Below are 26,266 nucleotides of genomic sequence, written 5' to 3'. Positions count from 1 at the left end.
ATCCCGCGGTCCTCCCGACGTTCTAGCGCGAGGTCCTCGCCATGACCAATCCTGCCCCAAGCATCTTGCCCGGCCTCGGGTTCCGGCAGCGCTTTCCGCTGCTTGCCCTTATCCTCGAGCGCTTCGTGCTGAGCCTCGTCCTGCTTTTTGCCGTTTCCATCCTGATCTTCGGCGGTCTGGAAGCCCTGCCCGGCGATTTTGCCACCACCTATCTCGGTCAGTCGGCGACACCGCAGGCCGTTGCCAATATTCGAGAGGATCTCGGGCTGAATCGTCCAATCACGACGCGCTACGTCGAATGGCTCGGCAACGCCGTTCAGGGCGACTTCGGCACCTCCTGGGCCAGCAAGAATTCGGTGAGCGAACAGATCGGCAAGCGCCTCGGCAATTCGCTTTTCCTGGCGGGTTTCGCAGCGGTGATATCCGTGCCGCTCGCGGTCGGCCTCGGCATGCTGTCAGTGCATTTCCGCAACCGCCTGCCGGATAAGATCATCAACGTGATCTCGCTTGCGGCGATCTCACTGCCGGAATTCTTCATCGGCTACCTGCTGATCCTCGTCTTCGCAGTGAACCTTGGCATGGCGACCTTTCCAGCGACCGTCTATGACAGCATGGGTTTCGTCGAACGATTGAAGGCGATCGCGCTGCCGACGGCGACCCTCGTGCTCGTCGTGCTCGCGCACATGATGCGCATGACGCGAGCGGCGATCCTCTCAGTCATGTCCTCCGCCTACATGGAGACCGCAGAGCTGAAGGGCCTTAGCGCCTTCCGCGCGATCGTCAAGCATGCCGCCCCCAATGCGCTCGCGCCGATCATCAATGTCATCGCGCTGAACCTTGCCTATCTCGTGGTTGGCGTCGTCGTTGTCGAAGTGGTCTTCGTCTATCCCGGCATGGGGCAATACATGGTCGATGCGGTCACCGTGCGCGACATGCCCGTGGTACAGGCCTGCGGCCTGATCTTCGCAGCTGTCTACATCTTCCTCAATATGACGGCCGATATCCTCGCGATTATCGCCAATCCCCGGCTGAGGCATCCGCGATGAGATTGAGAGACATCCCCATCACCGCCTGGATCGGCATGGCCGGTATCGCCATCGCCTTCATCTTCGCGCTCTTCGCCCCCTGGCTCGCCCCTTATGGCGAGACGCAGGTCGTCGGCGACGTCTGGCAGCTGCCGGATAATCAATACATCTTCGGCCTCGACAATCTCGGCCGCGACATCCTCTCGCGCCTGATCTACGGCGCGCGCACGACGCTGCTGGTCTCGTCCGCTGCCACCGTCATCTCCTTCTCGCTCGGCATTATCCTGAGCTTCACCGCTGCCGTCTCGCGCGGCATCATCGACACGGTGTTTTCGCGTTTCAACGATCTGATGATGTCGATCCCGACGCTGATCTTCGCGCTGGTGGTTCTTGCGGTCCTGCCGCAGAATATCGTCGTCCTGATCCTCGTCATGGCGATCCTCGATTCCACCCGCGTCTACCGTCTCGGCCGCGCCGTGGCACTCGATGTCGCGGTGATGGAATTCGTCGAGGCGGCCAAGCTGCGCGGTGAAGGCAAGCTCTGGATCATCTTCCGCGAAATCCTGCCGAACACCCTGTCGCCGCTGCTGGCCGAGTTCGGGCTGCGCTTCGCCTTCTCGATCCTGTTCCTCTCGACGCTTTCCTTCCTCGGCCTCGGCATTCAGCCGCCCGCGGCCGATTGGGGCGGCATGGTCAAGGACAACAAGGACGGCATCATCTTCGGCATCTCGGCGGCGCTGGTGCCGGGCACGGCGATCGCCGTGCTTGCCGTCTGCGTCAACCTCGTCGTCGATTGGCTCCTGAAACGCACATCCAGCCTCAAGGGAGGGCGCGGCGATGCCTGAGCTTCTTTCCGTTCGCAATCTGAAGATCGAAGCAACCAGCTATCCGCCGGGCGAACCGCCCAGGCGGGTGACGATCGTCGACGGGGTTTCCTTCGACCTGCAGAAGGGCAAGGTCCTCGGCCTGATCGGCGAATCGGGTGCCGGCAAGTCGACGATCGGCCTGTCCGCGCTTGCCTATGGCCGTGGCGGCGCCGAAATCACCGGCGGCGAGGTCTTGCTCGACGGCGCCGATATCCTGACGCTCGGCAAGAACGGCATCCGGAAAATTCGCGGCGCCCGGGTCTGCTACGTCGCGCAATCGGCCGCCGCCGCCTTCAATCCGGCGCACAGACTCGGCGATCAGGTGATCGAAGCTTCGGTCAAACATGGTTTGATGACCAAGGACGCGGCGCGCAAACGTGCGCTTTATCTGTTCGGGGTTCTCGGCCTGCCCAATCCCGAAACCTTCGGCGAGCGCTTTCCCCACCAAGTCTCCGGCGGCCAGTTGCAGCGGGCGATGACGGCGATGGCGCTCTGCTCCAACCCCGAACTCATCGTCTTCGACGAGCCGACCACGGCGCTCGACGTCACCACGCAGATCGACGTGCTGGCGGCGATCAAGCATGCCATCGAGGAAACGCACACGGCCGCCCTTTATATCACCCACGATCTCGCCGTCGTCGCCCAGATCTCCGACGACATCATGGTTCTGCGCTATGGCAAGCAAGTCGAATACGACAGCGTCCAGCAAATCATCGAGGCGCCGCGACAGGATTATACCCGCGCCCTCGTCAATGTCAGGCAGGCCTATCGTGAGGAGGCGGCCGATCAGTCCACGGCACTTCTCAAGGTGGAAAATGTCAGTGCCGAATATTCCAACGGTTTCAAGGTGCTCCACGATGTCTCGCTGCATGTGCCGAAGGGCCAGACACTCGCCGTCGTCGGCGAATCCGGCTCGGGCAAATCGACCCTGGCGCGCGTCATCACCGGCCTATTGCCGCCGAGCAGCGGGCGCATCGTCTTTGATGGAAAGCCGCTGATGCCAGACCTTAAGAGCCGGCCAAATGACGACCTGAGGCGTATCCAGCTGATTTACCAGATGGCCGATACGGCGATGAACCCGCGGCAGACGGTTCGCGACATCATCGGCCGCCCGCTGACCTTTTATTATGGCCTTCGAGGTGCCGAGAAAACCGCCCGGGTCAAGGAACTGCTCGACCAGATCGAAATGGGCAAGGGTTTCGTCGACCGCTACCCGGCCGAACTATCAGGTGGCCAGAAGCAGCGCGTCGCGATCGCCAGAGCGCTTGCCGCCAAGCCCGAACTCATCCTCTGCGACGAGCCGACTTCGGCGCTCGATCCGCTGGTGGCGGAGGGTATCCTCAAGCTCCTCCTGCGCCTGCAGGAAGAAGAACAGCTGTCCTACGTCTTCATCACCCACGACATCGCGATCGTCAGGGCGATTGCCGACAGCGTGGCGGTGATGCATCGTGGCAAGCTGGTGCGGTTCGGTCCGAAATCGACGGCGCTCTCCCCGCCCTTTGACGACTACACCGATCTGCTGTTGAAATCCGTACCGGAAATGGAAATCGGCTGGCTGGAACGGGTGCTTGCTACACGTCGCATGGAGAGCGCCGGTAACTGACTCGACGAGGGCAGAGCCCTCGTCTCACGGAAAGTGCATCAAGGAATGAGCATGACCTCGCGCGGCTTCGCCACCATCGAAAATGAATGGATTACCCTGAAGGATGGGACGCGGCTTGCCGCGCGCATCTGGATGCCGGATGGTGCTGAGGAAGATCCGGTTCCTGCCGTCTTCGAATTCCTGCCCTATCGCAAACGGGACGGAACCTGCCTCAGGGATGAGTCGACCTATCCGGTGTTCGCGGCCGCAGGCATTGCCGGTGTGCGCGTCGATATCCGCGGATCCGGAGAATCCGGCGGCGTCATCGACGGCGAATATACCGAAAGCGAGCTTGCCAATGCCTGCGAGCTGATCGCCTGGATTGCCGCGCAGCCATGGTCGAACGGCTCGGTCGGCATGATGGGCATCTCCTGGGGCGGCTTCAACAGCCTGCAGGTCGCAGCATTGCGACCGCCGGCGCTGAAGGCCGTCATATCGATCGCCTCGACCGTCGATCGTTACAATGACGACATCCACTACAAGAACGGCTGCCATCTCTCCGCCCAGCTCTCATGGGCGGCAACGATGCTCGGCTACCAGTCGCGCCCGCCCGATCCCGCACTTGTCGGCGAACGCTGGAAGGAGATGTGGCTGGAACGCCTGGCCGGCGAACCCTTCTTCATGGAGGAGTGGCTGACCCATCAGCGGCGCGACGATTTCTGGCGTCACGGCTCGATCTCAGAGGATTTTTCCAGCGTGGAGATTCCCGCGCTTGTCATCGCGGGCTGGGCGGACGGCTACCGCAATACGCCTCTGATGGCGGCCGAAGGCCTGAGCCACAAAGCGAAGGCACTGATCGGTCCCTGGGTCCACAAATATCCGCACTTTGCCTGGCCGAAGCCGCGCACGGATTTCCATGGCGAAGCGATCGCCTGGTGGAACAAATGGCTGCGTGGCGAGGATAACGGCATCGACACCTTGCCGCAGGCCCGCGCCTATATTCTCGATGCCATCCGCCCTGCCCCGCGACGCGACAGCGACCCGGGTTTCTGGGTCGCCAAGGACGTCTGGTCGCCGCCGCAGATGCAGTGTTTCTATGTCGAGCAGTTCGGCAAGCTGACGGAAGGCATGCCGATTCCGCACGCGCCCGAGCATCCCGTCTATCTCCGCTCTCCGCTCGACACCGGGACGGCATCCGGTGAGTATTTTACGCTGAAGCCCGATGCCGAAATGGCGATCGATCAACGCTCGGACGATGCCGGCTCGCTGATCTTCGATACGATGCCGCTTGCTGGCGATTACGACTATCTCGGCCGGCCTGTGCTCACGCTTGCGCTGCGCTCTCGGACGGCGGGCGGAAATCTCTGCGCCCGGCTCGTCGATGTTCATCCGGATGGCACGGCAACGCGTGTCGCCTTCGGCGTCGTCAATCTCACTCACCGCGACGGCAATGCAGATCCAAAGGCGCTGATACCAGGCGAGAAGGTGTCGATCCGGCTGGTGCTCGATGCCTGCGGTTATCGCTTCCGCAAGGGGCATCGCATCCGCCTTTCGCTGTCCACCGCATATTGGCCGATGATCCTGCCGCCGCCTGATGACGAAGGCATCGAGGTCGATATCGCGGCACTCGGCCTGGGGCTGCCGATGCTCGGCGAGCACCAGCGGATCGACATCAAGGAACCGGCCAATCCCGATCCGCTGCCGAAATACATCGAGCACGCGGCCGCCGCGACGAAGCGGCAGGTCGTCCGCGATCTCTCGGCCGCCCGAACGGAGTATCACATCCACGAGGATACCGGGCTCACCGAACACCCTGAGACCGGCCTCTCGACCCGGCAATTGCGGGAGGAAGTCTGGTCGATTGCGCCCGATAATCCGTTGTCGATGACCGGGAGGTCGACCTGGACCTGCGACATGCGCCGCCCCGGCTGGTTCGTCCGCACAGTCGCGACCGCGCGCATTGCCTGCACCCAGACCGACTGGATCATCAGCGCTGTCGTCACCGCTTTCGAGGACGATGTGCAGATCTTCGAAAAGGTCTTTGCGGAAAAGCGGATCGCGCGTGACCTGATGTGATCGTCAGGTCTGCGCAAAACGCCTTATGGCCTCGCACACGGCACGGAAGCCGTCCCGCGCGCCATCGCTCATGTGGCGGGCGCGCAGCCACGCGTGCACCATCTGCGGCTCCTCCCGGAACCAGACTTCGACGCCCTCCGCGGTGAGCCGGGCGGCATAGTGCCGGCCGTCGTCCCGGAGCGGATCGAAATGCGCGACCGTGATGAAGGCCGGCGGCAGCCCGGCAAGCGAAGCTGCCTGCAGTGGTTCGGCAATCTCGTTGCCTGCTGGCGCCCGCAAGATCTCGCGATAATAGGCGACATCCGCCGTCGTCAATCCGGGGGCCGCGGCCATTTCGACATAGGAGCCTGCAGTAAGGTCACCGCCGAGCGCCGGATAGATCAGGACTTGGCCGACGACGCCTGACAGGCCCGCGTCGCGCGCGCGCAACGCAAGGCCCGCCGCAAGATTGGCCCCAGCGCTGTCGCCGATCAGCACGACCTTGCTGTTGGCGGAAAGCAGATGTTTCATTACGGTAAAGCCGTCATCCGTCTGTGCCGGCCAGCGATATTCAGGGGCTAGCCGGTAATCGACCGAAACAAGTTCCGCGCCGGCAAAATCAGCAATCTCGGCGCAGATGGCATGATGGCACTCGAGCGAACCGACAACGAAGCCACCGCCATGAAGATAGAGCAGAATGGTGCGCGTGCTGATTTTCCGCGGACGGTAGCGCCGGATCGGTATGCGCTGGAGCATGCCGTCCGCAAAGATCATCTCCGGGGGCAGCGGGCGATCGAAGCGTGCGCAGAGAGCGTCGTACCAATGTCGCTGCTGTTCGATCGATGCTTGAACGGCGTCTGGCGGATAGAAGGCATCGCAAATCGCGAGAAACTGCAGGATGCCCTTTTCGGTGGGGGCAGGTGGTTGAGCGGACATGGAGGTCCTTTCGCGATTTGGGACGTGACAGGTCATGTCCCTGGCCGACTCTGTCCTCATCATGCGCCTACGTGGCGTGAACAACCTGTCTGGTCGCGACCCGTGAATGTCGCGCCAACTCAAAATTCCCGATAATTTTTTGGCCATCGACCCAAGGAAAGCCATCCGAGAAACGTCTCAATCTGGAAATAGCATCTTGCTTGGTAGCATGGGGTAGGTGCGGAATTGGACGCGGAGCTCATAGAACGAGCGCAGGGCGGCGACCGGGAGGCCTTCGGGCAACTGGTCTCGCGCCATTATGATTTCGTCCATGCGACGGCGTGGCGTTGGTCGGGCAGTTCCACGGACGCCGACGACATTGCCCAGGAGGTCTGCGTCAAGCTCGGCGCGGCCATCCGCAGCTTTCGCGGCGCCAGCCGCTTCAGGACATGGCTCTACACTCTGACGCTCAACGCCGCCCGCGACCATAGACGCAAGCTTGCACGAGAGGCGCAGACATTCCGCGCTTACGCAGCTGAACCACCGCAGGATGCGCCGGGCGAAAATGACGACGAGATATCGAGCGAATTGTGGGCGGCCGTGCGCGCCTTGCCGGAGAGGCAATGCGACGCCGTGCTGCTCGTTTACGGCGAAGGTCTCAGCCATTCGGCTGCTGCCGATATCATGGGCTGCTCGGAGGCGACCGTTTCCTGGCAGGTCCATGAGGCGCGCAAGAGGCTGAAGGCCGTGCTTGGGAAGGAAGAGGTATGACCGTGGACAAGGAACTCGAAAAGCTCTCCCACTCCACACCGCCGGCAGCGACGCCGGAGGCGCGCGCGCGCGCGCTTACTGCTGCGATGCAGGCCTTCGACACCGCCGGAAATAATGCGCTGGCGCCCCAAGGAAATGCGAAAGGCTGGCGTCAAAGCTCCATCATCAACTGGATATGGAGCCCTGCCATGAACAAGAAATTCCTCGCCGGTTCAGCCCTTGCGACGCTGCTCGTCATTCCGGCCGCCGGTTATCTCACGATCGAGCTGACCCGCAACGGATCGCCGATCGTCGACCAGACTGAGATCGCCGGCAACCTTTCGCGAGGTGAGGCGTCGAAACAACCGGTCGCGGTCGCGCCGCAAGCACCGGCCGAAAACGGTACCCTGGCTGAGCAATCTGTCGTTGACGCGCAAGCGCTGCAGGACAAGGAGACACCGGCCGTCGCGAAACCCGGCGCGGCGCGGATATCCGAATTCGACGCCAATGACATCGCCACCCTCACGAACAAATCGGAGGGTTCCGCCACGGCACTCGGGGCGGCCAAACGCTCTGCGCCGGCCGCTCCCGGCATCGCCCCCCAGCAGCAATTGGCCGAACCGATGGCCGCCATCGCCCCCTCGCCTGCTCCGCCTGCGGAGGGGCGTGTCCAGATTCAGCTCGATCCCAATCGCGAGCGGTTTGCCAATGCCGCGGCAAATCCGATCAAGAGCGTCGCGACGGATCCGGTCTCGACCTTTTCCGCCGATGTCGACAGCGCGTCCTATGCCTTCGTCCGCCGCTCGTTGACCGGCGGGGCGATGCCCGATCCGCAATCGGTTCGCGTTGAGGAGATGATCAATTATTTCCCCTATGACTGGCCGGGTCCTGAAAATGCCGCCCAGCCTTTCAAGGCGACGGTGACTGTGATGCCGACCCCGTGGAACCACGACACGGAATTGATGCATGTGGCGATCAAGGGCTATGACATCGCGCCGGCGACCACGCCGCATGCCAATCTGGTCTTCCTGATCGACGTGTCGGGTTCGATGGACGAGCCGGACAAGCTGCCGCTGCTGAAGAGCGCCTTCCGGCTCCTCGTCAACAGGCTGAAGGCCGACGATACCGTCTCGATCGTCACCTATGCCGGCAATGCCGGCACCGTGCTGTCCCCGACACGCGTGGCGGAGAAATCGAAGATCCTGTCGGCGATCGACAAGCTGGAGCCGGGCGGCTCGACCGGCGGCGCCGAAGGCATCGAGGCGGCCTACGATCTTGCCAAACAGGCCTTCGTCAAGGACGGCGTCAACCGCGTAATGCTGGCGACGGACGGCGACTTCAATGTCGGCCCGTCGAGCGACGAGGATTTGAAGCGGATCATCGAAGAGAGACGCAGGGACGGCATCTTCCTCACCGTTCTCGGCTTTGGGCGGGGCAATCTCAACGATTCCCTGATGCAGACGCTGGCGCAGAACGGCAACGGCAGTGCTGCCTATATCGACACCCTGGCGGAGGCGCAAAAGACGCTGGTCGAAGAAGCCGGATCGACGCTGTTTCCGATCGCCAGCGACGTCAAGTTCCAGGTTGAGTTCAACCCGGAACGGATCGCCGAGTACCGGTTGATCGGCTACGAGACGCGAGCGCTGAAGCGCGAGGATTTCAACAATGACCGTGTCGACGCCGGCGATATCGGCTCCGGCCACAGCGTCACGGCGATTTACGAGATTACGCCCAAGGGAAGCCCCGCGGTCATGAATGACGACCTGCGTTATGGCGCGGCCAACAATGCGCCGGCCGAGAACGCCGATACCGCGCGTCAAGGCGAGTTTGCCTTCGTCAAGATGCGTTACAAACGGCCGGGCGAGGATAAGAGTGCTCTCATCACCACGCCCGTCAATGACAGCAACGCGGTCGCCGCCGTCGATGCCGCGCCGCAGGATGTCCGTTTCTCGGTGGCCGTCGCCGCCTTCGGCCAAAAACTGAGCCGGATTGCCGCCGTCGATTCCTATTCTTACCAGGCGATCGCCGATCTCGCCGCGGCATCGCGGGGAGCGGACACTTTCGGCTACAGGTCGGATTTCCTCAGCCTCGTTCGTATGGCGGACGGCCTCAGTCAACGGTGAGGCATGAGGAAAAACTGCACCAAACGAGAGGCCGTCCCGGAAGGCGGCCTCTTTTCGCCGTTATCCCAGTCTCGACCCGTTGGCCGTGAGATAAACGGCGTAGAGAGACGTGCTCGCGGTGATAAAGAGACGGTTCAATTTCTCTCCACCGAACGTAACGTTGGAAACGCCCTCGGGAATATGGATCTTGCCGAGCAGCGTTCCATCCGGATCATAGGCGTGGACACCATCGCCGGCGCTCGTCCATATCCTGCCTTTGCGATCCACGCGAAAACCATCAAACAGACCTGAGGTGCATTCTGCGAAAACGCCGAGATCGGTCAGCCTGCCCTCATTCGAGACTTCGAGCCTTCTGATATGGCGCGGACCGCCGGGCAGGTGCGTTGCGCCGGTGTCTGCAACATAGAGCACCGTCTCATCCGGGGAAAAAGCCAGCCCATTCGGCTTGACGAAATCGGACGTCACCTGATCGGTCGTGCCTGTCGCTGGGTCATGCCGGTAGACGTGGCATCCGCCGATTTCCGCTTCGCCGTAGTCGCCCTCATAGTCGTGGAGGATGCCGTAGCTCGGATCGGTGAACCAGACGGTCCCATCGGACCTGACGGCGACGTCATTTGGAGAATTGAGCCGCTCGCCTGCAATTCGATCGGCCAGAACGGTGATCCTGCCGTCGAATTCGGTTCGCGTGACACGGCGCGTCAGATGCTCGCAGGTGATGAGCCGTCCCTGATTGTCGACAGTGTTGCCATTCGAGTTGTTGCTGGGTGCGCGGAATACCGATGTGTGCCCGCTGGTATCGTCGTAGCGCATCATCCGGTTGTTGGGGATGTCCGAGAAAACCAGATAGCGCCCGGCGGCAAACCAGGCCGGTCCCTCCAGCCAGCGGCCACCCGTCCAAAGCCGCTCGACGCGAGCGTGACCGACGAAGCAGCTTTCAAAACGCGGGTCGAGAACCTCAAAACCCGTACCGTCAATTTGTCCGAACATGATGCTCCTCCGTTTCCTCCAATTGTTATCGATATCATCTTGTCGTGTTTTGAGGGCTTCGTATAGACATCGATCTGCCGACCGCTGCGAAAAGCTGCCAAGAAACTTGGTTTTCAGACATTGGAACGGTGCATTTCTGCAATAAAATCGATTGTGCGATGATAGCGATAACTTTATCGTGTCTTGAATTGCCCAACTCGGAAGCTTTGTGAAAGCGGAGACCAGTGAAAAACGAGGATGAGCCGAAAGACAAGCGTCTCAAGCCGGGAGAGGCTCAAAAGCTGACGATGGCGGAAGTCGCCAAATATGTCGGCGTCTCCGCCATGACCGTTTCGCGCGCCTTTCGCCAGGATGCGAGCGTTTCCGAGGAGACCCGCAAGCGTATCATGGAAGCCGTCGATGCGCTCGGCTATGTGCTCGACCTGTCGGCCGGCAGTCTTTCGTCGCGGCGGAGCGGCTTCATCGCCGCCCTGGTGCCCTCGATCAACAATTCGAATTTTTCCGACACCGCGCGGGGCATTACCGATGCGCTGCAGAATACCGGCCTTCAACTCCTTCTCGGCTATACCGACTATTCGGCGGAGAAAGAGGAAGAGCTGATCGAGGCGATGCTGCGCCGCCGCCCTGAAGGCATCATCCTGACGGGTGGTTCGCACACGGCACGCGCGCGGCGCATGCTTGCAAAAGCCGGCATTCCCGTTGTCGAGACCTGGGAACTTCCGGAAAATCCGATCAATCAGGTCGTCGGCTTTTCCAACAGCGAGGCGATGGCCTTGCTGGTGCGGACGCTCGCCGGCCAGGGATATCGGAAGTTCGGCTATATCGGCGGAACGACGGCGCGCGATACGCGCGGCAGCCAGCGGCGAAGCGGTTTCCAAAAGACTGTCGAAGAACTCGGCCTCGGACCGGGACGGATGATTTCCTTCGGCGTCCCGCCCATCACGATGGAACAAGGCGGCCAGGCGATCGTCAGTCTGCTGGAGCGCTGGCCGGACACGGAGGTGGTTCTCTGCGTCTCCGACCTTTCCGCCTTTGGCGCCATCATGGAATGCACGCGCCGGGGAATGAAGGTTCCAAGGGACATCGCCATTGCCGGTTTCGGCGACTACGAGATCTCGTCCATCTGCCATCCGCGCATCACCACCATCAATGTCGATTGTTATGGCATCGGTCGCCAGGCGGCTGCCCGCCTGCTGGATACCCTCCATACCGGCGAGGCGACCGGCGATGAGATCACATTGACCGGCTACAAGGTTGTCTTGCGCGAAAGCACGGAGCGGAATGGCGCGTCGATCGCTTGAGACTAAAGCGCCGCGCGTCTTTTCGGATGCGCGGCGCTGCAACACTTTGAATGGCTGCAGGGATCATGCAGTCGGTCAGAAGGCGATCTGCACTTTCATGGACTTGCTGCGGTCGCCTGCCAGTTCGAAGGCGGCAACGGCCTCTTCGATCCCAAAGACACCTGTCAGCAGCGGCTTCAGATCGACGCGACGCGCGTTGATCAGTTCGACGGCGAGCGCAAATTCCTCGTGAAAACGGAATGTGCCGCGCATCTCGATTTCCTTCGCAACGATCATGTTCTGCGGGATAGAGACATCGCCGCCAAGGCCGAGCTGGACGAGAACGGCGCGCGGCTTAAGCGTCTCCAGGCCCGCGCGCACGGCTCGCTCATTGCCCGACGCCTCGAACATGACATCGAAGTATCCCTTGTCAGCGCTGTAAGCGGCAAGGTCGGCAGCATGCGTGGCAACGTTGATCGTTCGATCGGCGCCGCTGGTGCGGGCAATCGCCAGAACGCTGTCGGTCACGTCGGTCGCAACGATTTCGCGGGCGCCGAGAACGCGCGCCGCAACGATCGCCAACATCCCAATGGGGCCGCAACCCGTAACAAGGACCCGTTTGCCGAGCAGCGATCCGGCGCGGTTTGCCGCATGCAGCGTCACGGCAAAGGGTTCGGCAAAGGCGGCTTCATGGATGGAAATGCCATCGGCGACCTTGTGGCATTGCCAACGCTCCGCCACCAGCCGCTGGCGAAAGCCGCCCTGAATATGCGGCATGGGCATGGCGCTGCCGTAAAACCGCATGTTGAGGCAGTGGTTTTGCTGTCCTTTCAGGCAATATTGGCAATGGTTGCAGGGCCGGCTCGGGGAAACCGCGACACGGTCTCCGACGGCAAGATCGGTGACGCCGGAGCCGAGCGCCTTCACCGTTCCGGCGATCTCATGGCCGAGGATCATCGGCTCGCGCAGGCGAACGGTGCCAAAACCGCCATGATTGTAGTAATGCAGGTCGGAACCGCAGATGCCGCCGGCTTCGATGGCAATCTCCACCTGCCCGGCGCCCGCAACTTCCGGCTCGCGCTCTTCGATCCTCAGATCCTTGGCGGCATGAATGACGATGGCTTTCATATCGGGACCCTCACACGACGGGAGTTGGAAGCGGGCTGCCTGCAAAATGCGCAGCGAGATTGTCTCTGACCTGTTGGCCCATGGCCTTGCGGGTCTCGACAGTGCCAGAGCCGTGATGGGGCTGCAACACGACGTTTTGGAGGGCCAGGAAACGGGCATCGATCCTGGGTTCATTCAGGAAGACATCAAGGCCAGCCGCCTGAATGGTACGGTCTTGAAGCGCTGCGATCAGCGCCTCTTCGTCGACGGTCGTCCCGCGCGAAACATTGATCAAGATGCCGTTTGGACCGAGCGCTTTAAGCACCTCAGCATTGATGATTTTCATGGTCGCCTCCCCACCGGGGACGATGACGATCAGAAAGTCGGCCCAATCCGCAAGCGCGATCAGGTCGGGTTCATAGGCGTAAGCTACATCCGTGTGGTCATGGCGAGCGAAATAGGAGATGTCGCAGCCGAAAGCGGCAGCCCTCTTGGCGATCGCCTTGCCGATCCGCCCCATGCCGGCGATCCCCACTTTCTTGCCCGAGACGCGCGTCACCAGCGGCATGGCGACACTGCCCCATTGGCCGGAGCGGACGAGAACATCCGCCTGAGGGACCTGCCTCGCCGTGGCAAGCAGCAGTCCGATGGCGATATCGGCGACATCCTCGGTCAGCACATCAGGGGTATTCGTGACGCGAATGCCGTTGGCGCGGGCATAGGACAAGTCGATTGCGTCGGTGCCGACGCCGTAACAGGAGACGATTTCCAGTTTCGGCAATTGCGCCATCAACTCTGCGGACGCTCCGAGTTCGCCGCGGGTCGCTAGGGCGCGGACATCCTTGCCAACCCTGGAGATCAGCTCCTGCCGGTCTGCCGCTTCCCACAGGCGATGGATGCGGTAGTTCGCCTCCAGATCCACCATGTCCCATTCCGGATAAGCTCCGGCCATCAAGATTTCTACCTCAGGCATTCCGTTTCCATCCCGCATTTTGACAGTTGATTATGTTATCGATAACATATAATTCGAAAAAGGGATGTCAAGTGAGTTTCGCCGTCAGCGGCAGTTGAAGCCGTCGCCTGCGGGGAGACTGGAGGAGTGATTTACATGAAGAACTTGTTTGATCTTACCGGACGCCGTGCCCTGATCACCGGCTCCAGCCAGGGGATCGGCTATGCCCTGGCCGAAGGCCTGGCGCAGCATGGCGCCGAGGTGATCATCAACGGCCGCACACCCGAAAGCGTCAAACGCGCGGTCGAGAGCCTCAAGGATCAGGGCCTGTCTGCCCATGCGGCGATCTTCGACGTGACCAGCAAGGATGCTGCCAAAGAAGGCATAGACGCGATCGAAGCCGATATCGGGCCGCTCGACATCCTGATCAACAATGCCGGCATGCAGTTTCGCACGCCGCTGGAAGATTTTCCGGCGGACAAATGGGAGCTGCTGCTGACCACCAATATTTCGAGCGTGTTCTACGTCGGCCAGGCAGTGGCCAAACCCATGATCGCCCGCGGCCAGGGCAAGATCATCAACATCGCCTCCGTTCAAAGCGAACTGGCGCGCCCCGGCATTGCTCCCTACACCGCGACCAAGGGCGCGGTGCGCAATCTGACCCGCGGCATGTGCGCCGACTGGGCCAAGTACGGTCTGCAGATCAACGCGATTGCGCCGGGCTATTTCAAGACGCCGCTCAACCAGGCACTCGTCGACAATCCGAAGTTCTCGTCCTGGCTCGAGAAGCGGACGCCGGCCGGACGCTGGGGCAATGTTGAGGAACTGGTGGGTGCCGCTGTTTTCCTGTCAGGCCGCGGTTCGTCTTTCATCAACGGGCATACGCTGTATGTCGACGGCGGCATTACGACCTGCCTCTGATAGAGACGAGATGATGGATTTCGAGAAGAAGGCACCGCCTCTGGCTGTCGTCGTCATGGGCGTCAGCGGCTGCGGCAAATCCTCGGTCGGAGAACGCGTCGCTGCTCAAAACGGCATGGTGTTTGTGGAAGGCGACCAACTCCACCCCGCTGGAAATGTCGAGAAGATGGCGCAGGGCATACCGCTTACTGACGACGACCGCCTACCCTGGCTCGACCGGATCGGCGAGGAACTAAGGACCGCGCAAGAAACGTCGCAAGGATTGGTGATTTCCTGTTCGGCGCTGAAGAGAAGCTATCGGGACAGGTTGAGGCAGTCGGCGGGTGGGCGTCTGGCCTTTGTTTTCCTCGAAGGATCCCGCGACCTGTTGCTGTCGCGGATGCAGGCTCGCCGGGGCCATTTCATGCCGGCGTCGCTGCTCGACAGCCAGCTGCAGACGCTGGAGCCGCCGACCGGTGAAGCTGGTGTTGTGACGGTGGCGATCGATAATGCGTTGGATGATATTGTGGCGCTGGCTTGCAAGGGACTGAGCGGCATGGCCGTCAAGGGAGGAGATTATCATGCAGGATGACTACAGAGCAGATGTCGCCGTCATCGGTGCCGGCATCATGGGAACCGCGATCATCACCCGATTGATCGAAACCGGGCATAAGGTCTCCGTCTTCGACCTGGATACCGAAAAAGTCGCGGTTTTGGCGGCCAAGGGCGCACGCGCGGCCGGCTCCGTGGAGGAGGCGGTCTCACGGTCGGCGTTTTGTGTGCTGAGCCTCAATCACGCAAATATTGTTCGCGCTGTCGTCTTCGGCGAAAAGGGTGTTGCGGCGGCTGCAAATGCCGACAAGCTGCTGATCGACATGTCGTCGATCGACCCCGCCGAGACGGTTGAGATGGCGATGCGGCTGCGTCAGGAAACGGGCATGGCATGGGTGGATTGCCCGCTCTCCGGCGGCGTGCCAGGTGCGCTGAGCGGACGCCTGACGATTATGGCCGGCGGCAGCCCTGAGGATTTCGAACGGGCGCGCGTGGTGATGCGGCATCTTGCCGCCAATTACTCGCTGATGGGTGTATCCGGCGCCGGGCAGACCACCAAGCTGATCAATCAGCTGTTTTGCGCCGTGCTGTTTCAGGCCGTCGCCGAGGCGGTCAAGCTCGCCGAAGCTGGCGGCGTCGATCCGGCCGCCATTCCGGCAGCCCTTGCGGGCGGCAGGGCGGACAGCCGGATAATGCAGGAATTCATGGCGAAATTCGCCGCCCGGGATTTCTCGCCGACAGGCAGAATCGACAACATGTTGAAGGACCTGGATTCACTTCAGGCCTTCGCGCTGAAGACCAAGACGCCATTGCCGATGACCGGCTCCGTGGTCGAAATTCACCGCCTGCTCTGCGCTGCCGGCCTCGGGCCGAAGGACTCCGCCGAGATGATGCGTCTTCTCGACGGATTTCAGGCCGGCTGACGTCAATCTCGCTGAGAGATTCGAGATCGTCATCTTTCCGCTTGACCATCCATAAATGTTATCGATAACATACGATCAATGACAACCGCAGCTTTGGGAGGAGCCTCAGTGGAAGCCAAGAGACTGCTGGAGTTCCAGTCGATCACCAAGAGCTTCGGCGGCACGCAAGCGCTGCGGGACGTCTCGATCGATCTGCGCGAGGGCGAAATCCTCGCGCTGCTGGGGGAAAACGGCGCCGGCAAATCGACACTCATCAAGACGCTTGCGGGCATCTACAAGCCCGATAGCGGCGACATCCTGTTTCGCGGTCAGAGCTACCATCATCGCCCCCCGAAGCCGAACGAGCGACAGCCGGTTGCCTTCATCCACCAGGATCTCGGTTTGATCGAGTGGATGACGGTCGGCGAGAACATGGGCCTGTCGCAGGGTTTCTCGATGCGTCGCGGCCTGATCGACTGGAACAGGACGCAGGCGCGTGCCAAGGAAGCGTTGAAACTGGTCGGCTGCGATTTCGATCCCACCACGCGGGTCTCGGCGCTGTCGCGCACCGAAAAATCGCTTGTCGCCATCGCCCGTGCACTTGCCGTCGAGGCCGACGTGCTGGTGCTCGACGAGCCGACGGCGAGCCTTCCCGCCGATGAAGTCGATCGGCTGTTCAACGCGATCCGCCCCTTAAAGGATCGCGGCGTCGGCATGATCTACGTCTCCCACAGGCTGGACGAGATTTTCCGGATTGCCGATCGGGTCGCCGTTCTGCGCGACGGATGCATGGTGGGACAGAAGCCCGTCAGCGCGACGACCCCCGACGAGCTGGTGACGATGATCATCGGCCGCAGCGGTGACAGCCTCTTTTCCAAGACCCAGATCACGCCCGGCAAGGCAATCGTCAAGGTTCGCGATCTCGTTTGCGCCGGCACAGGCCCGATATCGTTCGATATCCGCGAGGGCGAGCTTCTGGGCTTGGCTGGATTGCGCGGCGCCGGTCAGGAACGGATCGGCCGCGCCCTGTTCGGTTGCGAGCCCTTCAACGGCTCGGTTCTGCTGCATGACGAGGCCCCCGACCTTTCCAGTCCGCGGCGGGCCATGGCGTCGGGCATCGGCTTGATTGCTCGTGACCGGACGGAGGAATCAGTGGCGCTCTCGCTTTCCATTCGGGAAAATACCTATCTCAATCCGGGAGCCGTCGGACGTGGGCTTTTGTCCTTCCTGTCGCCGCGCGGCGAAGCCGATCTTGCCCATAAGATCGGCCATTCCGTCGGCCTGCGGCCGAACGATCCGGATCTGCCGGTGGAGGCCCTGTCGGGCGGCAATCAGCAGAAAGTGGTCGTCGGCCGCTGGCTGGCGACCGGCCGCAAGCTGTTGGTCGCAGAAGATCCGACCGCCGGCGTCGATATCGGAGCGCGCGCGGAGATCTACCGTCTGATCACCCAGGCGCTCGAGGCCGGTCTCGCGGTTGTCGTGGTGTCGACGGACTTCGAGGAAATCGCCCATATCTGCCACCGCGCGCTGGTTTTCTCGCGCGGCAAAATCGTCAGCGAACTGACTGGAAGCGCTCTGACGACGGAGGCGGTCATCACGGCCGCCTCCGCGTCGGAAGCCGCTTGAGCCATCGGGAGAACAGCCATGCAATCCATTGAATCCACGGCTCTGGAGCCGACCAAGAGCGAAATGGCCGGTCTGTCCACCGGACAGAAGATCGGGCGCCTGATCCCGGTTTACGGTTTGGTGATCCTGACCGTCGGTCTGATCGTGATCTTCTCGATCCTTCTGCCCGATACGTTCCCGACCGTGTTGAACGTCCGCTCGATTGTATCAGACAAGGCAATCATTGCGCTTCTGTCGCTGGCTGCGATGATCCCGATGGCATCCGGTCGCATAGACCTGACCGTCGGCTATGGCATCGTGCTCTGGCACATCCTCGCCATCAGCCTGCAGACGGCCTACGGCCTGCCCTGGCCGGTCGCGGTCGTCATCGTCCTCGCGCTCGGCGTCCTGACCGGCTTCATCAACGGGCTGCTGGTCGAAGTCGCAAAGATCGACAGCTTCATCGCAACACTCGGCACCGGAACGGTTCTCTACGCGCTTGCCCTCTGGCACACCGGCGGGCGGCAGGTGGTCGGCGTCCTGCCGGAGGGATTCTATGCGCTGAACGGCACCATGCTGTTCGGCCTGCCGATCACCGGCTTCTACGTGCTGCTGATTGCGATCTGCATGTGGATCGTGCTCGAATACCTGCCGATCGGCCGCTACCTCTACGCCATCGGCGCCAATCCCAAGGCGGCCGCCCTCAATGGTATTCCGGTCCGTAAATTCGTGATCGGCGCCTTCGTCACTTCGGGTCTGCTTGCGGCCCTGACCGGGGTTCTTCTCGCCTCGAAGCTGCGGATCGGCCAGGCGAGCGTCGGCCTCGAATATCTCCTGCCGGCGCTTGTCGGCGCGTTCCTCGGATCGACGACGATCAAGCCCGGACGGGTGAACGTCTGGGGCACCTTGATCGGCGTCATTATCCTGGCGGTCGGAATATCAGGAATTCAGCAATTCGGCGGGTCGTTCTTCGTCGAACCGCTGTTCAACGGTGTGACCCTGCTGATTGCCATCGGCATAGCAGGTTACGCCCAGCGCAAGCGCGGAGCTGTGAGGAGGATCACACCCGCATCCAAATGAGGATGCCGGCTCATCCCGGCATTTCATAACAAACAAAATGGAGGAGTGAACATGAAGCGCAGAACGTTATTGCAGGCAACGGTCGCAACCGTCGCCGTTATGCTCAGCATGCCGGCACTGGCCGATTCAATGGCTGACGCCAAGGCCGTGGTCGAAAAGTATGCTTCCAAGGTGAGCGCCTGGGATGGCCCGACGAGCGGCCCCAAGGGCGCTGCCGCAAAGAACATCGTCATTCTTGCCGGCGATATGAAAAACGGTGGCATCCTCGGCGTGGTCAATGGCGTGCAGGAAGCGGCAGGTGCGCTGGGCTGGACGGTGAAGGCGCTTGACGGCGCCGGTTCGATCGGCGGGCGCACCGCGGCGTTCGGCCAGGCCATGGCGCTGAAGCCGGATGGCATCATCATCAACGGCTTTGACGCGGTCGAGCAGAAGCCGGCGATGGAAGCAGCCAAGGCTGCCGGCATTCCAATGGTTTCCTGGCACGCCGCCTCGGCTGTCGGTCCGGTTCCCGAAGTCGGCGTCTTCGCAAACGTCACCACCGATGCTATGGAAGTCTCGAAGTCTGCGGCGGATTGGGCCTTTGCCGATGCCGGCGGCAAGCCTGGTGTCATCATCTTTACCGACTCCACCTATGCGATCGCGATCGCCAAGGCCGATCGTATGAAGAAGGAGATCGAGGATCTCGGCGGCACGGTGCTCGAATATGTCGACACGCCGATTGCCGAAACCTCTCAGCGCATGCCGCAGCTCACCACCTCGCTTCTGCAGAAGTATGGCGCGAAGTGGACGCATTCCCTGGCGATCAACGACCTCTATTACGACTTCATGGGACCCTCGCTCGCCTCGGCCGGCATTGCAGGCGACGGAAAACCGGTAAACGTCGCAGCCGGGGACGGTTCGGAGAGCGCCTATCAGCGTATCCGCGCCAAGCAGTTCCAGGCCGTCACGGTCGCCGAGCCGCTCAACCTCCAGGGCTGGCAGCTCGTTGACGAATTGAACCGCGCCTTTGCGGGCGCTCCATGGTCCGGCTATGTGTCGCCGCTCCATGTGGTGACCAGCCAAAACGTCGAGTTTGACGGTGGACCGAAGAACAGCTTCGATCCCGACAACGGCTATCGCGATCAATACAAGAAAATCTGGGGCAAATAACCCTCCCAATCAGGGCGTATCGACCGATACGCCCTGATATTCCGACAACACACCACCATCGATCCAGCTCCGGCGAGTTTTGGAAAAGAGAACCTATGATCATTCGATATGCTTTGTTTGAAGGCGAAATCCATTCCGGGCGGGAAGAAGAATTCCGCCAATTCGTGCGGCAGCGGCTCGTCCCTCTCTGGACGAAATTTCCGGGCGCCGAGGAAATACGGGTGCTGGATGGGATGGAGCGCGACGAGGGCGCCCCGGTCTACGCCATGGCCTTGGCCATTCGCTACCCCGATATGGATGCGGTGAAGGCGGCACTTCTCTCCGATGTGCGGTCCGAGAGCCGCGAAGTCACCGGCGAACTCCTGCAACTCTTCACCGGCAAGGTGCATCACCACGTATTCTCGGCCAATGAATACGCACCACATATTGCCTGACATCAGGCGAGTCTGACGTTTAGACGGTTCGGGCGTCTGAAAGGTGGTTGAACAAAGACCCGTAAAGCGCCCGCGGACGACGGTCCCAGGCGCTTTTTTCACGCCTGCTAACGCCGATCATCTTGCGAAGGCGCCTGATGCGATCGTTCCGGTTGCCCGACTTTTGGGGACAATTTTCCACCAGCGGCGCTTTTATTAAACTAAATAGTCTATCGATTTAGTAGATTATCCGCCATCTTACCGTGCATCGTTCCTGCAAACAACAATCCGAAACGGGAAGATCGACGATGACATTGGCAAACACATTCAAAATTGCGTTGTTCAGTCTACTTGGTCTCAGTGCCATTCACGGTCCGGCGTCAGCCCAGGCAGACGCCCCCCTGCTTTCCAAAGTGCCGCCAGGCACGGTGCTGACGATCGGCGATCCGGTCACTCAGAAAGCTCTCGAGGTGTCCGGCCTCGATAAAGAGCTCAGTTTTGAAGTCAAATGGGCCAATATCAGCGGCGGGCCGCAGACGTCGGAAGCTTTCCGCGCCCATGCGCTCGACGTCGGATCGGTGGCCGAGATCCCCTCGATTTTCGCCAACTGGAACAACCTGCCCGTCCGCAACATCGCCTATCGCGAACGCCGTGACCCGATTGCCAATCCCATCTATCGCTTCGGCATCGCGCCGGGCGTGGCCGTCAAGACGCTGGCGGATTTCCGCGGCAAACGCATCGCCTTCAGCCCGGGGCAGGCTCAGGGCACGCTCGTTCTGCGTGCCCTCCATGCCGCAGGCTTGAAGAGCGGCGACGTCACCTTGGTGGAACTGCCAAGCACCAGCGACGTCTATCCGAAGGCATTGGCGAGCAAGCAAGTCGACATCGCACCGCTCGGCGGCGTTTACATCAGGCGCTACATCACCCAATACGGACCCGATGGTGCGACCCTCGTGGAGCATGGCCTGCGGGATGATCCGAGCCATCTTTATGCGCCGCAATGGGTTCTGGACGACCCCGCCAAGGCGGCAGCTCTCGCCGAATATGTCGGTCTGTGGGCACGCGCCACCGAATGGGTGAACCGGAACCCGGATCTCTGGATCAAGGAATATTACGTCGGTCAGCAGGGCCTTAGCCAGGAGGACGGGGAGTTTCTCGTCAAGCTGACCGGCGAACAGATCGTTCCCGCCGATTGGAGCGAAGTGAAGAAGCGCCACCAGGAAACCATCAACCTGCTGGCGGACGAGCTCGGCTACAAACCCTTCAATGTAGAGCAGATTTTCGACAACCGCTTCGAAAAGCTCGGTGCCGCGGCTTTGGCCAAGAGCCAGTAACGTCCGACATTCCTTCGGAGAGGAGATCTGAAACATGGCAACCACTTGGGATGCAGATGAGGCGAAACTATCCCTGACAACAAGCGGGAGAGTTGCGCATGGAGGCTCACGCGTGGCAAAGGCGGTTGGCGCGGCTAGCTCTGCTGGCCCCCGCGCCCGGCGCAGGCTGGGTCCCGGACCCGCGATCCCTTTCGGGTTGCAGATCGGGCCGGTATTGCTTGTCCTGACCTGGGTCGTCGGTTCGGCATTGGGATGGATCGACCCACGCATCCTGTCGGCGCCGTGGACTGTCATCGAGGCTTTCGTAAGGCTGATAGAGCAGGGTCGCCTGCAGGACAATTTCGTGACGTCGGCGACCCGCGCCCTGCTCGGCCTTAGCATCGGATTGCTGATCGGCACGATCCTGGCGATTATCGCCGGCCTGTCCCGGATCGGGGAAGCCCTGATCGACGGGCCGATCCAGATCAAGCGTGCGATACCGACGCTGGCCCTGATCCCCTTGCTGATCCTGTGGTTCGGCATCGGTGAGAGCATGAAGGTTACGACCATCGCGCTTGCCGTGATCGTGCCGATTTACATCCACACCCACAATGCGCTCCGCAGCATCGACAGCCGTTACGTCGAGCTGGCCGAGACCCTGCGCATGAGCCAGAAGGACTTCATCCTTCAGGTGGTGCTGCCCGGCGCCCTGCCGGGTTTCCTTCTGGGTCTGCGGTTTGCCGTCACCCTCTGCTGGGTTTCTCTTGTCGTGGTCGAGCAGATCAACGCCACCAGCGGGCTCGGTTACATGATCGATCTTGCCCGAAATTACGGGCAGACCGACGTCATTCTCGTCGGCCTGGTGGTCTATGTGCTGCTCGGTCTCGTTTCGGATGGTCTCGTCCGCCTGCTTGAACGGAGGGTCCTCTCATGGCGCCGCACCCTGGCAAACTGAAGTCCGCAACCAAAGCCGTCCACGTGCGAAATCTCGTACGCCGGTTTGCGACGAAGACGATCCTCGACGGCGTCGATCTCGATATTGAAGAAGGCGAGTTCGTCGCCCTGCTCGGCCGCAGTGGTTCCGGCAAAAGCACGTTCCTCAGGGCTCTTGCCGGTCTCGATCATGGTGTCGAGGGAACCGGCACCCTCGAGACGGCGGAGAGCCTCTCGGTGGTTTTCCAGGACGCCCGCCTGCTGCCGTGGCGCAGCGTCATCCAGAACGTCACGCTCGGCCTACGTGGACCTTCCGGCCAGGAAGCCGGACGGAAGGCTTTGGCGGAGGTAGGACTTGCGGGTCGGGAAACGGCGTGGCCGAACCAGCTTTCGGGTGGCGAGCAGCAGAGGGTCGCTCTTGCCCGTTCGCTGGTGCGCGAACCGGCCCTGCTTCTCGCCGATGAGCCGTTTGGCGCGCTTGATGCGCTGACTCGGCTGAAAATGCACGATCTGCTCCGGGAGTTGTGTGCAAGACACCGTCCTGCTGTGCTGCTTGTCACCCATGACGTCGACGAGGCGATTTCGCTAGCCGACCGGATACTGGTTCTCGACGAAGGGCGCCTTATCGAGGACCTCAAGATCGATCTGCCGACGCCACGCGATCACGGGGATCCGCGCTTTGCGCAATTCCGAATCCACCTCCTGAGCCGGCTCGGGGTCGAGCTTCCGGGCCGCAAGGCCGCCTGACATCAGCAACAGTTCAGTTTGATCTGGAGATAAGCCAATGAGCACATCGGAAAGGCAAATGCGGCTTGGCGCATTCATCATGGCGACCGGCCATCATATTGCCGCCTGGCGTCATCCGGAGGCGCAGGCCGATGCCGGCCTCAATATCGATCACTACCGCGAGCTTGCGCAGACCGCCGAACGCGGCAAATTCGATCTCGTCTTCGTCGCCGACAGTCCGGCTGGATGGGACCGCGCCAAGGACCCGGAAGCGCTTCGCCGCACCGCCCAGGGCGCGCATTTCGAGCCTCTGACCCTTTGGGCCGCGCTCTCCCAGGTGACCAAACATATCGGCTTCGTCGCCACGGCATCGACGACCTACGAGGACCCTTACCTTCTCGCCCGCAGATTTGCGTCGCTGGACTATATCTCCAAGGGTCGTGCGGCATGGAATGTCGTCACGACGGGAGCGGATGTTTCGAAGAATTTTTCAATCGCAGGCCATCCCGCCCATGCCGATCGTTATGAGCGGGCCGAGGAATTCGTCGACCTGGTGAAGGGCCTGTGGGATTCTTATGAGGACGATGCCTTCATCCGCGACAAGGAAAGCGGGGTCTATCTCGATCCCGATAAGGTGCATCTCGTCGACCACAAGGGCAAGTTCTTCTCGGTGGCCGGTCCGCTCAACGTCGGCCGTCCGGTTCAGGGCTATCCTGTCATCGTGCAGGCTGGGGCATCCGAACCGGGGCGCGAACTTGCCGCCCGCACGGCCGAGATGATCTTTACCGCCAACCAGACCTTCGAGGATGCGCAGGAATTCTATTCCGACGTCAAAGGGCGACTGGCCCGCTATGGACGCCGGCCGGACGAACTGCTGATCAGTCCCGGCATATTCCCTGTTCTCGGCGGGACGGAAGCGGAAGCCCAGGCGAACTACGACCATATCCAATCGCTCGTTCATCCCTCCATCGCCTGGAATATCCTTGCCCGCCACTACAAGGGCGTCGACCTTTCCGGCTACTCGCTGGACGATCCCGCCCCTCCCCTGCCCGAAAATACCGAACTCAACAAAAGCCGCCTCAAGCTGGTTTCCGATCTGGTCTCGCGCAACAATCTGACGCTGCGCCAGTTCTATCTGGCGGTCGCCACCGCTCGTGGCCATCGGACGGTTGTGGGAACGCCCGAGCAGATCGCCGATGCGATGCAGAGCTGGTTTGAGAATGGTGCGGCCGACGCCTGCAACATCATGCCGCCGATCCTGCCCACCGCTCTGACCGATTTCGTCGATCAGGTCGTGCCGATCCTGCGCAAGCGCGGTCTGTTCCGGCACGAATATGAAGGCACGACGCTGCGGGAGAACTTGGGCCTTCAGCGCCCGCCGAATGGCTTTGTGGTTCAGGCGGGGCAGCAGCAAAAGGTGCAGGCGGCCGTATGATTTCCGAAGGGGCTTCCCCCTGGTTTCCTTGTTCCAATCACACAGAACTGCAGCATGCATGAGCAATAATTCCGAATTTCTCTGGTATGTTCCCAACGATGTCAAAGCCGGTCATCGCGGCGATTCCGCTGTCGAGAACCACAACAGCCTGGATACGCTGACCAGCCACGCAAGGGCGCTGGAGGAACATGGCTGGAAGGGCGCGCTCATCGGCACCGGTTGGGGCCGTCCCGACACGTTCACCGTCGCCGCCTCGCTCGCCGCCCGGACCACCACCTTCGAGCCGCTCATTGCGATCCGCCCGGGCTATTGGCGGCCGGCGAACTTCGCTTCTGCGGCGGCGACGCTGGACCACCTGACGGGCGGCAGGGTGCGGATCAACATCGTGTCGGGCAAGGACAATCTGGCCGCCTACGGCGACAGCGAGGGCGATCAGGCACATCGCTACGGCCGCACCAGGGAGTTCATGCGGCTGGTTCGCAGACTGTGGACCGAAGAAAACGTCACCTCGGCGGGCGAGCACTTCCGGGTCGCCGAATCCACCGTGGTGCCGCGCATCCAGGTCCGTGGCGACCGTCGGCACCCCAAATTCTATTTTGGCGGTGCCTCGGAGGCGGCCGAGCGGGTGGCCGCGACCGAGGCCGATGTCCAGCTCTTCTGGGGCGAGCCGCTCGATGGTGTCCGCGAACGGATCGCGCGGCTCAAGGCGCTGAGCAGGGAGCTGGACCGCGACCTCCCGCCGCTGGAATTCGGACTGCGGATAACGACGCTGGTCCGGGACACCACCGAACAGGCCTGGGCCGATGCCGAGGCGAAGGTCGCCGAGATGGCCAGAAGCAAGGGCAGCGGCTGGCACGATCACCAGCGCGAGCTCGCCGTCGGCCAGCAGCGGCTGCTCGATCTGCATGAGCGCGGCGACGTCCTCGACGACAACCTCTATACCGCCCCGGGCAAGTTCGGCGGCGGCGGCGCCGGCACCACCTGGCTGGTCGGCTCGGCGGAAGACGTCGCCCGCTCGCTGCGCAAATACCAGGATCTCGGCATCACCCATTTCGTGCTGTCCGACACGCCGTATCTCTCCGAAATCAAGCGGCAGGGCGATCAGCTACTTCCACTGCTACGCAGCTAAAGCCGGAAGCGCCGACGCTCCGGCAATGAAGCTGCAATTCATGCCGTTGCCGAGACCTTTCATCAAATCACGACCCGATGCCAGGACGGCGTCGCGTAGTCGCAGAGCCTTGTTGCGCAGGGGAGTCCGCGGATTTCGCAACCACCGGGAGAGCGCTCCTCAAATAGTCCGTCCGAAAAGCGCAAATGCTATCCAGATATGGCGATATAGCATGCTCCGTCGGCTCCGTTTACACTCTCTAAAATATATTCCTCTAACTTTTTTTAGACATCGGGGCGACGTTCTTTAGGCTCGTCACCTCCGCCATGATGGCGGGTGAGGCACCCGAACTTCGCATGAAATCGGCTTTTATTGCTTTGACGGATGTTCCGTATCTCAAGCGCGATTCCGGGCACAGGGGTGCCTGTCGGAATGCACTCGGAGACATACCGAGGCTCGGCATTCGAACGAGATATGACAAGCAATCATGGCTGCGAGACATCCTTCC

23 protein-coding genes are annotated in these 26,266 nt (G+C 61.6%); 19 read left to right on the top strand and 4 right to left on the bottom strand.

Annotation, left to right across the window (positions count from 1 at the left end; genetic code table 11):
- Nucleotides 1–41 precede the first annotated feature (41 nt).
- Genes U5G49_RS32730 through U5G49_RS32715 form a run of 4 tightly spaced genes read left to right on the top strand, consistent with a single transcriptional unit; the run spans nt 42 to nt 5,549 of the window.
- Entirely contained in the window at nt 42–1,046 is a 1,005-nt protein-coding gene (locus tag U5G49_RS32730) for an ABC transporter permease (protein WP_018449111.1), read from the top strand.
- Nucleotides 1,043–1,870: an ABC transporter permease gene (locus U5G49_RS32725; protein ID WP_047620502.1), complete on the top strand. Its 828-nt coding sequence runs from the start codon at nt 1,043–1,045 to the stop codon at nt 1,868–1,870. The genes U5G49_RS32730 and U5G49_RS32725 overlap by 4 nt, the downstream gene beginning before the upstream one ends.
- Nucleotides 1,863–3,494 (top strand): ABC transporter ATP-binding protein, encoded by a 1,632-nt coding sequence (locus U5G49_RS32720; protein WP_193445939.1) that lies wholly within the window; start codon nt 1,863–1,865, stop codon nt 3,492–3,494. Before U5G49_RS32725 ends, U5G49_RS32720 begins: the two co-directional genes overlap by 8 nt.
- A 51-nt stretch (nt 3,495–3,545) precedes the next feature.
- Complete coding sequence (locus U5G49_RS32715) at nt 3,546–5,549, top strand: CocE/NonD family hydrolase (protein WP_193445940.1); 2,004 nt, start codon at nt 3,546–3,548, stop codon at nt 5,547–5,549.
- Between the two features lie 3 nt (nt 5,550–5,552).
- On the opposite strand, the gene U5G49_RS32710 is transcribed toward U5G49_RS32715, so the two are convergent.
- Nucleotides 5,553–6,464 carry an alpha/beta hydrolase gene (locus U5G49_RS32710; RefSeq protein ID WP_193445941.1) on the bottom strand — a complete coding sequence of 304 codons (912 nt, stop codon included), beginning with the start codon at nt 6,462–6,464 and terminating at the stop codon, nt 5,553–5,555.
- A 225-nt stretch (nt 6,465–6,689) separates the two neighbouring features.
- Between U5G49_RS32710 and U5G49_RS32705 the strand changes: the two genes are divergently transcribed.
- Together U5G49_RS32705 and U5G49_RS32700 are read left to right on the top strand one after the other, a co-directional pair.
- Nucleotides 6,690–7,214: an RNA polymerase sigma factor gene (locus U5G49_RS32705; protein WP_018449107.1), complete on the top strand. Its 525-nt coding sequence runs from the start codon at nt 6,690–6,692 to the stop codon at nt 7,212–7,214.
- The gene (locus tag U5G49_RS32700) at nt 7,211–9,316 is read left to right on the top strand and encodes a vWA domain-containing protein (RefSeq protein WP_193445942.1); all 2,106 of its coding nucleotides are present in this window, start codon (nt 7,211–7,213) and stop codon (nt 9,314–9,316) included. The genes U5G49_RS32705 and U5G49_RS32700 overlap by 4 nt, the downstream gene beginning before the upstream one ends.
- Before the next feature lie 60 nt (nt 9,317–9,376).
- Here the strand turns inward: U5G49_RS32700 and U5G49_RS32695 are convergent, their stop codons facing one another.
- A complete protein-coding gene (locus U5G49_RS32695) occupies nt 9,377–10,303 on the bottom strand; it encodes an SMP-30/gluconolactonase/LRE family protein (RefSeq protein WP_193445943.1) in 927 nt (308 codons plus the stop codon).
- Between the two features lie 224 nt (nt 10,304–10,527).
- Between U5G49_RS32695 and U5G49_RS32690 the strand changes: the two genes are divergently transcribed.
- Nucleotides 10,528–11,604: a LacI family DNA-binding transcriptional regulator gene (locus U5G49_RS32690; RefSeq protein ID WP_131702899.1), complete on the top strand. Its 1,077-nt coding sequence runs from the start codon at nt 10,528–10,530 to the stop codon at nt 11,602–11,604.
- 75 nt (nt 11,605–11,679) lie between these two features.
- Here the strand turns inward: U5G49_RS32690 and U5G49_RS32685 are convergent, their stop codons facing one another.
- On the bottom strand, nt 11,680–12,711 hold the full coding sequence (locus tag U5G49_RS32685; protein ID WP_018246837.1) for an L-idonate 5-dehydrogenase: 1,032 nt from the start codon (nt 12,709–12,711) through the stop codon (nt 11,680–11,682).
- A gap of 10 nt (nt 12,712–12,721) precedes the next feature.
- A complete protein-coding gene (locus U5G49_RS32680; RefSeq protein ID WP_193445944.1) occupies nt 12,722–13,663 on the bottom strand; it encodes a 2-hydroxyacid dehydrogenase in 942 nt (313 codons plus the stop codon).
- Between the two features lie 135 nt (nt 13,664–13,798).
- On the opposite strand from U5G49_RS32680, the gene U5G49_RS32675 reads away from it, so the two are divergent.
- The 12 genes from U5G49_RS32675 (at nt 13,799) to U5G49_RS32620 (ending at nt 25,779) form a co-directional block, all read left to right on the top strand.
- Nucleotides 13,799–14,563: an SDR family oxidoreductase gene (locus U5G49_RS32675; protein WP_193445945.1), complete on the top strand. Its 765-nt coding sequence runs from the start codon at nt 13,799–13,801 to the stop codon at nt 14,561–14,563.
- 13 nt (nt 14,564–14,576) lie between these two features.
- Entirely contained in the window at nt 14,577–15,134 is a 558-nt protein-coding gene (locus tag U5G49_RS32670; RefSeq protein ID WP_130654229.1) for a gluconokinase, read from the top strand.
- Complete coding sequence (locus U5G49_RS32665; RefSeq protein ID WP_193445946.1) at nt 15,124–16,017, top strand: NAD(P)-dependent oxidoreductase; 894 nt, start codon at nt 15,124–15,126, stop codon at nt 16,015–16,017. Before U5G49_RS32670 ends, U5G49_RS32665 begins: the two co-directional genes overlap by 11 nt.
- A gap of 108 nt (nt 16,018–16,125) precedes the next feature.
- Complete coding sequence (locus tag U5G49_RS32660) at nt 16,126–17,622, top strand: sugar ABC transporter ATP-binding protein (RefSeq protein WP_130653973.1); 1,497 nt, start codon at nt 16,126–16,128, stop codon at nt 17,620–17,622.
- A gap of 18 nt (nt 17,623–17,640) precedes the next feature.
- Nucleotides 17,641–18,681, top strand: a complete 1,041-nt coding sequence (locus U5G49_RS32655) for an ABC transporter permease (protein WP_018449098.1) — start codon at nt 17,641–17,643, stop codon at nt 18,679–18,681.
- Nucleotides 18,682–18,732: 51 nt separating this feature from the next.
- Complete coding sequence (locus U5G49_RS32650; protein WP_028732405.1) at nt 18,733–19,830, top strand: ABC transporter substrate-binding protein; 1,098 nt, start codon at nt 18,733–18,735, stop codon at nt 19,828–19,830.
- 95 nt (nt 19,831–19,925) lie between these two features.
- Complete coding sequence (locus tag U5G49_RS32645; RefSeq protein ID WP_028732406.1) at nt 19,926–20,264, top strand: hypothetical protein; 339 nt, start codon at nt 19,926–19,928, stop codon at nt 20,262–20,264.
- A gap of 287 nt (nt 20,265–20,551) precedes the next feature.
- Entirely contained in the window at nt 20,552–21,577 is a 1,026-nt protein-coding gene (locus tag U5G49_RS32640) for an ABC transporter substrate-binding protein (protein ID WP_193445947.1), read from the top strand.
- Between the two features lie 34 nt (nt 21,578–21,611).
- The gene (locus U5G49_RS32635; protein WP_193445948.1) at nt 21,612–22,511 is read left to right on the top strand and encodes an ABC transporter permease; all 900 of its coding nucleotides are present in this window, start codon (nt 21,612–21,614) and stop codon (nt 22,509–22,511) included.
- Complete coding sequence (locus U5G49_RS32630; RefSeq protein ID WP_193445949.1) at nt 22,487–23,236, top strand: ABC transporter ATP-binding protein; 750 nt, start codon at nt 22,487–22,489, stop codon at nt 23,234–23,236. The genes U5G49_RS32635 and U5G49_RS32630 overlap by 25 nt, the downstream gene beginning before the upstream one ends.
- A 37-nt stretch (nt 23,237–23,273) precedes the next feature.
- A complete protein-coding gene (locus U5G49_RS32625; RefSeq protein WP_193445950.1) occupies nt 23,274–24,650 on the top strand; it encodes an LLM class flavin-dependent oxidoreductase in 1,377 nt (458 codons plus the stop codon).
- A gap of 58 nt (nt 24,651–24,708) precedes the next feature.
- Nucleotides 24,709–25,779: an LLM class flavin-dependent oxidoreductase gene (locus U5G49_RS32620; protein WP_193445951.1), complete on the top strand. Its 1,071-nt coding sequence runs from the start codon at nt 24,709–24,711 to the stop codon at nt 25,777–25,779.
- Nucleotides 25,780–26,266 lie beyond the last annotated feature (487 nt).

This window comes from Rhizobium indigoferae (assembly GCF_034554815.1).
In the GTDB taxonomy this organism is placed as follows: Bacteria; Pseudomonadota; Alphaproteobacteria; order Rhizobiales; family Rhizobiaceae; genus Rhizobium; species Rhizobium leguminosarum.
Note: the sequence above shows the minus strand (reverse complement) of the source record. Positions and strands in the feature narration are given on the sequence as shown.